This is a genomic window from Arthrobacter sp. P1_D4 (assembly GCF_056406115.1).
The window spans coordinates 1-7,779 of record NZ_JBFUAU010000035.1; the positions used below are offsets into that span (position 1 = coordinate 1).

Below are 7,779 nucleotides of genomic sequence, written 5' to 3' on the forward strand. Positions count from 1 at the left end.
GGATTGGCCGCCTCCGCTCCGGTTCCCAGCATTTCCGCTGGTCTCCCTCGCGGCGACTTAGAAAACAATACACCCACCACGCCCCCACCGCAACTCCACCCCCCACACCCACCCCACCACCCAAAAACCCCGCCACCACAACCCAAAACCACCCGTCACGCACCTCATCGCACACTCCCCCGCCGCCCACGGCCACTATGCCGTGCATCACTCCATCCCCGTGCCGGCAGCTCCCCACACGGCGGGCCCAGGCACTAGCAGGGGCGTATGACGAGTTGATGGCCCAACAGCAGCGAAGAACCTTGAAACCCGCGGCGGAAGTTGCAGGATCTCGTGGTTTGATCGATCGATTGATTCGGCCGCAGCCTGTTCCCAGTACATCGAAGCAGCAAGAACTGTCAGGCAACCCCCTGAGGTCACCCTTGCTGTCTGTTCTTCCTGCGAGCTCCCCCAGTCCATGTTCGCGATGTTTAGGTTGTCATCGACTCTCCAGAGTTCGCGCGCAATGCATCGGAACGGTCGACGCGATGCCTCGCGCAGATCCGTGATCTGTATCGGATACCCGCCTTCTGGAGCGCCACGTTCCACGAGGAACAAGACAGAGGCGTGTTCATTGCCTGCCGGAACCGCCTGGCGAACCTGTTTCCACCCGACGCGATTCCAGGCGGTATCATCAACGGCCCTCACTCAGGCGCGGAATCCATCTTCATGCTCGGAAAGCGCATCCACCCAGACGTCTGGTGCTGAAGGTCGTAGGCACCAGAAGGGAGGGAGGGCCAGGCCTGTGCGTGAGTTCTTTCCTTCGTGCGTCTTCTGTCGCCAATAGTCCCGGGAAACCGGGCAGCTCTTCAGGGCCTAAAGCAGGAGGCGTAGGAGACGCGCAGGGCCGGCGGTCGTAGCGGCGCGGGCGGTGGTGGCTGCGGGCGATCCGGCCGGAACGCCGAGGCTAGCGCCGCGGCCGGAAAAGCAGTGCCGCCGCCGGCCGGGCCGTGTCCGCAGCGTGCTCTTGACGCGGCCCCGGCCGCAAGGGTAGACAAGGGCCATCCCGGTGCTGTCGCGGGGGTTATGACCGCAGACAGAACGCGGGCAGCGCGGGGACCGTCATGATGAACCACGGCGGAGCAGCGGAGTGAGGTGTGAGCGATGACCGGATTAGTTGCCTTCCGCTTCGTGGCGCTCGGCTGGGCAGCCTACTTCGCCGCGGAAGCAGGGGTTGCGGACGAATGGGCGTACTACTTCGCCGTCTTCGTGATTGTGCTGGCCCAGTGCGCCGGTGTACCGCTTCCCGCCGTGGCCGTCCTGCTTGGCGCCTACGCCTCGGCGCGCCACGGAGACCTGAACCTTACCGCCGTTATCGCGGTCGGCAGCCTGGGCGCCATGCTCGGGAGCACTATTGGCTACGTACTTGGGCGGGTGGGAGGCCGTCCGCTGATGCTTCGACTCGCACAGCGCTTCCATGCCGACGAGAATCGCATCCTCCAGCTCGAGTCGTTCTTCGATCGTCACGGCGGCAAAGCCTTGTTCTTCGGCCGCTGGGTCATTGTTGTCCGGCTCTGGGGCGCCATTGCCGCGGGGGCCGCCAAGATGCCGTGGCCCACTTTTCTGCTCTGGACCATCACAGGGTCAATTGCCTGGGTCGCGAGCCTCAGTGTTCTCGCCTATTTGGCCGGGGCGCTGGCCAATGCGATCGGTGACGCTCTCGACATCGGCGGTTGGGTGCTGGTCCCATTCGTCGTGCTGGGCCTGGTGATCGTTTGGCGCCGGCGCAGACGCCGGAAGCTCAGGTCAGCGGGAGGGACAGGGGACGGCGCACCCGATGCCGAATGAGCCCGTCCAGGCGCGTCCGGCCTGTACGTTCCTGCGGCAACGCTCGGCCTCCTTCAAGGCGGAGCATACGACGTCGCAGGGGGCCCCTCATCGGCGATCGGGCACCAGGGTGATTACCGGACCGACCCGGGTTCGGCTGGGCACGTAGCCGGGGCCGGCGGGCGGCCGTTCCCCCGGGGCCGGGCCGCCGAAGGCACGGGCCTGGTCCTGAAAGGCCGGTTAAATGCGGGAGGACCCCTACCTGGTGGTGGGGGTCCTCGACCGTTAATGGTGTTCCGGCGGTGACCTACTCTCCCACACCCTCCCGGGTGCAGTACCATCGGCGCTGTGGGTCTTAGCTTCCGGGTTCGGGATGGGACCGGGCGTTTCCCCCACGCTATGACCGCCGTACCGGTCAGCTTCACGAGTCGTTAGTCCTCGCTTCCACATCCGGCCTATCAACCCAGTGGTCTGGCTGGGGGCCTCTCACACACAAGGTGTATGGAAATCTCATCTCGAAGCGAGCTTCCCGCTTAGATGCTTTCAGCGGTTATCCCATCCGAACGTAGCTAATCAGCGGTGCACTTGGCAGTACAACTGACACACCAGAGGTTCGTCCGTCCCGGTCCTCTCGTACTAAGGACAGCCCTTCTCAAATTTCCTGCGCGCGCAGCGGATAGGGACCGAACTGTCTCACGACGTTCTAAACCCAGCTCGCGTACCGCTTTAATGGGCGAACAGCCCAACCCTTGGGACCTACTCCAGCCCCAGGATGCGACGAGCCGACATCGAGGTGCCAAACCATGCCGTCGATATGGACTCTTGGGCAAGATCAGCCTGTTATCCCCGAGGTACCTTTTATCCGTTGAGCGACGGCCATTCCACAATGTACCGCCGGATCACTAGTCCCGACTTTCGTCCCTGCTCGAGATGTCTCTCTCACAGTCAAGCTCCCTTGTGCACTTACACTCGACACCTGATTGCCAACCAGGCTGAGGGAACCTTTGGGCGCCTCCGTTACTTTTTAGGAGGCAACCGCCCCAGTTAAACTACCCATCAGGCACTGTCCCTGACCCGGATTACGGGCCGAAGTTAGATGTCCAAAGTGACCAGAGTGGTATTTCAACGATGACTCCACCCGAACTGGCGTCCGGGCTTCAACGTCTCCCACCTATCCTACACAAGCCACTCCGAACACCAATACCAAACTATAGTAAAGGTCTCGGGGTCTTTCCGTCCTGCTGCGCGTAACGAGCATCTTTACTCGTACTGCAATTTCGCCGAGTTTATGGTTGAGACAGCGGGGAAGTCGTTACTCCATTCGTGCAGGTCGGAACTTACCCGACAAGGAATTTCGCTACCTTAGGATGGTTATAGTTACCACCGCCGTTTACTGGGGCTTAAATTCTCAGCTTCGCCTTGCGGCTAACCGGTCCTCTTAACCTTCCAGCACCGGGCAGGAGTCAGTCCGTATACATCGTCTTGCGACTTCGCACGGACCTGTGTTTTTAGTAAACAGTCGCTTCCCCCTGGTCTCTGCGGCCCCGATCCCCTCCCACCAGCAAGTGGTGTTCAAGGTTGGGGCCCCCCTTCTCCCGAAGTTACGGGGGCATTTTGCCGAGTTCCTTAACCATAATTCTCTCGATCGCCTTAGTATTCTCTACCTGATCACCTGTGTCGGTTTGGGGTACGGGCGGCTAAAACCTCGCGTCGATGCTTTTCTCGGCAGCATAGGATCACCGAATCCCCCCCTRCGGGGGTCCCGTCAGATCTCAGGCATCATGAACGGCGGATTTGCCTACCGTTCGCCCTACATCCTTAGACCGGGACAACCATCGCCCGGCTCGGCTACCTTCCTGCGTCACACCTGTTAATACGCTTGCCTCCCAGGATCAGGTCCCGCGCTCCACCAAAACCCTTCCACCACAAGGGCGGTCAGGCAGGTTTCGGGCGGTTAGTATCCCCTGTTCAGCATGGGCGGTTTTTCGCCGGTACGGGAATATCAACCCGTTGTCCATCGACTACGCCTGTCGGCCTCGCCTTAGGTCCCGACTTACCCAGGGCAGATTAGCTTGACCCTGGAACCCTTGATCATCCGGCGGACGGGTTTCTCACCCGTCTTTCGCTACTCATGCCTGCATTCTCACTCGTGTAGGCTCCACCGCTGGTTTCCACCGCGACTTCACTGCCCACACGACGCTCCCCTACCACTCCAGACGCCTGAACCAACCCCACAAGGGGGCAGCTTGGCTATTGTCTGAAATCCACAACTTCGGCGGTGTACTTGAGCCCCGCTACATTGTCGGCGCGGAATCACTTGACCAGTGAGCTATTACGCACTCTTTTAAGGATGGCTGCTTCTAAGCCAACCTCCTGGTTGTCTTCGCAACTCCACATCCTTTCCCACTTAGCACACGCTTAGGGGCCTTAGTTGGTGGTCTGGGCTGTTTCCCTCTCGACTATGAAGCTTATCCCCCACAGTCTCACTGCTGCGCTCTCACTTACCGGCATTCGGAGTTTGGCTGACGTCAGTAACCTTGTAGGGCCCATTAGCCATCCAGTAGCTCTACCTCCGGTAAGAAACACGCAACGCTGCACCTAAATGCATTTCGGGGAGAACCAGCTATCACGAAGTTTGATTGGCCTTTCACCCCTACCCACAGCTCATCCCCTCCATTTTCAACTGAAGTGGGTTCGGTCCTCCACGACGTCTTACCGTCGCTTCAACCTGGCCATGGGTAGATCACTTCGCTTCGGGTCTAGATCACGCCACTGCAACGCCCTATTCAGACTCGCTTTCGCTACGGCTTCCCCACACGGGTTAACCTCGCGACGTAACACTAACTCGCAGGCTCATTCTTCAAAAGGCACGCCGTCACCCCAACACGATCGCTCGCGGAGGCTCCGACGGATTGTAAGCACACGGTTTCAGGTACTGTTTCACTCCCCTCCCGGGGTACTTTTCACCTTTCCCTCACGGTACTGGTCCGCTATCGGTCATTAGGGAGTATTTAGGCTTATCAGGTGGTCCTGACAGATTCGCACGGGATTTCTCGGGCCCCGTGCTACTTGGGATACTTCACCAGGCGGTGCACAACATTTCGGTTACGGGGCTCACACCCTCTACGGCCGGCCTTTCAAGACCGTTCACCTATGCCTGCACTCTCACCTTCCCAGCCCGGCAGAGCTGGAGTGGGAAGTCCCACAACCCCGACCATGCAACGCCCGCCGGCTATCACACATGGAACGGTTTAGCCTGATCCGCGTTCGCTCGCCACTACTGACGGAATCACTATTGTTTTCTCTTCCTGCGGGTACTGAGATGTTTCACTTCCCCGCGTTCCCTCCACGCACCCTATGTGTTCAGATGCGGGTCACCAGGCAGCTCGCGCCCCTGGCGGGGTTTCCCCATTCGGACACCCTGGGATCACAGTCCGGTTATCGACTCCCCCAGGCTTATCGCAGATTCCTACGTCCTTCTTCGGCTCCTAATGCCAAGGCATCCACCGTGTGCTCTTAAAAACTTGACCACAAAAGATCAAGGAGTAATTTTCGAGAGAACCACAGAAACCACCACCATCACCCCAAAAGGCAACAGCGACAGATCCAGGTTCATATTCTTGGAAATTGCTTCTTATAAAAGATGCTCGCGTCCACTATGTAGTTCTCAAACAACAACCCCGTACCACACACCCCACACACGCCCCACAAAAGGGAACAACCGTGTGATCGGTGCAGCCAGGAAACCAGAAACACAAGTCCCGGAAAGGAAAACCCTCCCGGTCCTGTTGTCTCAGGACCCAACAGTGTGCCAAACACTAAACCGCTGATCACCTCTCCCGCACCGTTCCAGGACCACCGCGCTTCCAAGGGAAGCACAGGGGACCGTACTGGGTGCCGGCGAAGAACCGGCGGCCGCTATTYGTTGATATTCCACCCGTGAGCACCCGCCGCAGAACTWGCGTCTGCGCAACGGGCGTACTCCTGACAACCCCACCACACCCGCATACACGGGGCAGGGTGGTTGTAGGTGCTCCTTAGAAAGGAGGTGATCCAGCCGCACCTTCCGGTACGGCTACCTTGTTACGACTTAGTCCCAATCGCCAGTCCCACCTTCGACAGCTCCCTCCCACAAGGGGTTAGGCCACCGGCTTCGGGTGTTACCAACTTTCGTGACTTGACGGGCGGTGTGTACAAGGCCCGGGAACGTATTCACCGCAGCGTTGCTGATCTGCGATTACTAGCGACTCCGACTTCATGGGGTCGAGTTGCAGACCCCAATCCGAACTGAGACCGGCTTTTTGGGATTAGCTCCACCTCACAGTATCGCAACCCTTTGTACCGGCCATTGTAGCATGCGTGAAGCCCAAGACATAAGGGGCATGATGATTTGACGTCGTCCCCACCTTCCTCCGAGTTGACCCCGGCAGTCTCCCATGAGTCCCCGCCATTACGCGCTGGCAACATGGAACGAGGGTTGCGCTCGTTGCGGGACTTAACCCAACATCTCACGACACGAGCTGACGACAACCATGCACCACCTGTGAACCGGCCCCAAAGGGGAAGGACTGTTTCCAGCCCGGTCCGGCCCATGTCAAGCCTTGGTAAGGTTCTTCGCGTTGCATCGAATTAATCCGCATGCTCCGCCGCTTGTGCGGGCCCCCGTCAATTCCTTTGAGTTTTAGCCTTGCGGCCGTACTCCCCAGGCGGGGCACTTAATGCGTTAGCTACGGCGCGGAAAACGTGGAATGTCCCCCACACCTAGTGCCCAACGTTTACGGCATGGACTACCAGGGTATCTAATCCTGTTCGCTCCCCATGCTTTCGCTCCTCAGCGTCAGTTAATGCCCAGAGACCTGCCTTCGCCATCGGTGTTCCTCCTGATATCTGCGCATTTCACCGCTACACCAGGAATTCCAGTCTCCCCTACATCACTCTAGTCTGCCCGTACCCACCGCAGATCCGGAGTTGAGCCCCGGACTTTCACGGCAGACGCGACAAACCGCCTACGAGCTCTTTACGCCCAATAATTCCGGATAACGCTTGCGCCCTACGTATTACCGCGGCTGCTGGCACGTAGTTAGCCGGCGCTTCTTCTGCAGGTACCGTCACTTTCGCTTCTTCCCTACTGAAAGAGGTTTACAACCCGAAGGCCGTCATCCCTCACGCGGCGTCGCTGCATCAGGCTTGCGCCCATTGTGCAATATTCCCCACTGCTGCCTCCCGTAGGAGTCTGGGCCGTGTCTCAGTCCCAGTGTGGCCGGTCACCCTCTCAGGCCGGCTACCCGTCGTCGCCTTGGTGAGCCATTACCTCACCAACAAGCTGATAGGCCGCGAGTCCATCCAAAACCACAATAAAGCTTTCCACCCCCCACCATGCGATGAGGAGTCATATCCGGTATTAGACCCAGTTTCCCAGGCTTATCCCAGAGTTAAGGGCAGGTTACTCACGTGTTACTCACCCGTTCGCCACTAATCCCCGGYGCAAGCACCGGATCATCGTTCGACTTGCATGTGTTAAGCACGCCGCCAGCGTTCATCCTGAGCCAGGATCAAACTCTCCGTTGAAGTAAAACAGACACAACATGCGCCCCCGGGAAAACGGGAATCAACAAACTTGGCACACTATTGAGTTCTCAAACAACAGACACACCCGGCACCACCACAACCAACAATCAGTCAAGGATCGCTCCGGAGCAACTTTTCAAACTTACCCGAGTCCGGACCGCTTTGCAAATCAGCGTTTCCGCGACCCGCAAACCATCCAACCCGCCCCACCCGAACCCGGAGCGCACAAAACGCCGACCAGATCCGGTCTTGAAATTTAGGGGATTGGCCGCCTCCGGTTCCCAGCATTTCCGCTGGTCTCCCTCGCGGCGACTTAGAAAACAATACACCCACCACGCCCCCACCGCAACTCCACCCCCCACACCCACCCCACCACCCAAAAACCCCGCCACCACAACCCAAAAC

Annotated in this window: 2 protein-coding genes, 1 rRNA gene and 1 other annotated feature; of the genes, 1 reads left to right on the forward strand and 2 read right to left on the reverse strand. The window is 59.0% G+C overall.

Annotation, left to right across the window (positions count from 1 at the left end; all coding sequences use genetic code 11):
• Positions 1-207 precede the first annotated feature (207 nt).
• Positions 208-687 (reverse strand): DUF6924 domain-containing protein, encoded by a 480-nt coding sequence (locus AC1D0A_RS21790; RefSeq protein WP_476946823.1) that lies wholly within the window; start codon positions 685-687, stop codon positions 208-210.
• A gap of 456 nt (positions 688-1,143) precedes the next feature.
• Between AC1D0A_RS21790 and AC1D0A_RS21795 the strand changes: the two genes are divergently transcribed.
• Positions 1,144-1,827, forward strand: coding sequence for a DedA family protein (locus tag AC1D0A_RS21795; protein WP_052354987.1), 684 nt, complete (start codon positions 1,144-1,146; stop codon positions 1,825-1,827).
• 273 nt (positions 1,828-2,100) lie between these two features.
• Positions 2,101-5,336, reverse strand: a sequence feature (most likely nonfunctional fraction of RNA operon).
• A gap of 511 nt (positions 5,337-5,847) precedes the next feature.
• Here AC1D0A_RS21795 and AC1D0A_RS21800 read toward each other — a convergent pair.
• A 16S ribosomal RNA gene (locus AC1D0A_RS21800) occupies positions 5,848-7,374 on the reverse strand.
• Positions 7,375-7,779 lie beyond the last annotated feature (405 nt).

Bases quoted from the DNA above. Each gene is read 5' to 3' on its own strand.
- AC1D0A_RS21795 (WP_052354987.1), top strand. From the start codon at position 1,144: ATGACCGGATTAGTTGCCTTCCGCTTCGTGGCGCTCGGCTGGGCAGCC.